At 68.4% G+C, this 1,150-nt stretch carries 1 protein-coding gene; it reads left to right on the top strand.

What is annotated here, in order from left to right; translation table 11 throughout:
* Window positions 1-1,108, top strand: a 1,108-nt coding sequence (locus ACIRRY_RS51815; protein ID WP_403988162.1) for an ISAs1 family transposase, incomplete at its 5' end; no start/stop codon positions are given.
* Between the last annotated feature and the right edge of the window lie 42 nt (window positions 1,109-1,150).

Here is a 1,150-nt window from a genome sequence, read left to right on the forward strand (position 1 = left end):
GTTGCTGGCGGGGTGTTCGGAGCTGTCGTTGGCGGAGCGGCTGGTCAGGCTCCCGGACCCGCGCCATCGCCGGGGCGTACGTCACCCGTTCGTGGCGGTGCTGCTGATCGCCGCATCCGCCGTGGTGGCGGGTGCGCGATCGTACGCGGCGATCGGGCAGTGGGCCCGCAGTGCCCCGCAGCAGGCGTTGGCCCGGCTTGGCGCACGCCTGCTGACCTCGCTGAACGTGCGGATCGCGCCGAGCAGATCGACGATCCGACGGATCGTCTCCACCGTCTGCCCGGGCGGCCTGGCCGACCTGGCTGGTGAAAACCCGGCCGGGGCGGAGTCGGTGGCCGCGGACGGCAAGAGCGCCCGCGGTTCCCGCCACGGCCGGACCCCGGCCGCGCACCTGCTCGCCGCGATGACCGGTGACGGCCGGACGGTCACCCAGCTACGCGTGCCGGGCAAGACGAATGAAATCACCTGCTTCGCCGCCCTGCTGGAGCCCTTCGACCTGACCGGGATCGTGGTGACCGCCGACGCATTGCACACACAGCGTGACCATGCCGCCTTCCTTGTCGAGACCAAGAAGGCCCACTACGTGTTCACGGTGAAGAAGAACCGGCCGCTGCTGCACGAGCGGCTGCGCACACTGCCCTGGGAGCGGGCGCGGGCGAAGTTCTACGACCGCAGCCAGGGCCACGGCCGCAAGGAAACCCGGGTAGTTCAGGTGCTCACCGTCGATGACCTGGACTTCCCGTACGCAGCGCAGGTCGCGAGGGTCACCCGGCATCGCACCAGCCCGAAGAGCGGGAAGCAGACCCGTGAGACCGTCTACGTGATCACCGATCTCATCAGCCGCCAGGCGTCACCGGAGAAGATCGCCCGCCTCGTGAGGTCACAGTGGGTGATCGAGAATCGGCTGCACTTCATCCGCGATGTCACCTTCGACGAGGACCGCTCCCAAGTCCGCACCGGCTATGGCCCGGAAAACATGGCCACCCTGCGCAACCTCGCGATCAACAAGCTTCGCGAGCACGGCCACACCAACATCGCCGCCGGCCTCCGCGAGATGTCCTACGAACCCTTCACCCGTCCCCTGCACCTCCTCGGCATGACCCCGTGACCAGCAACTTCACCCACCCGGCAGGACTTTGGAACAGCCCTG

It is taken from the genome of Streptomyces sp. NPDC101776 (assembly GCF_044766845.1).
Lineage (GTDB): Bacteria > Actinomycetota > Actinomycetes > Streptomycetales > Streptomycetaceae > Streptomyces.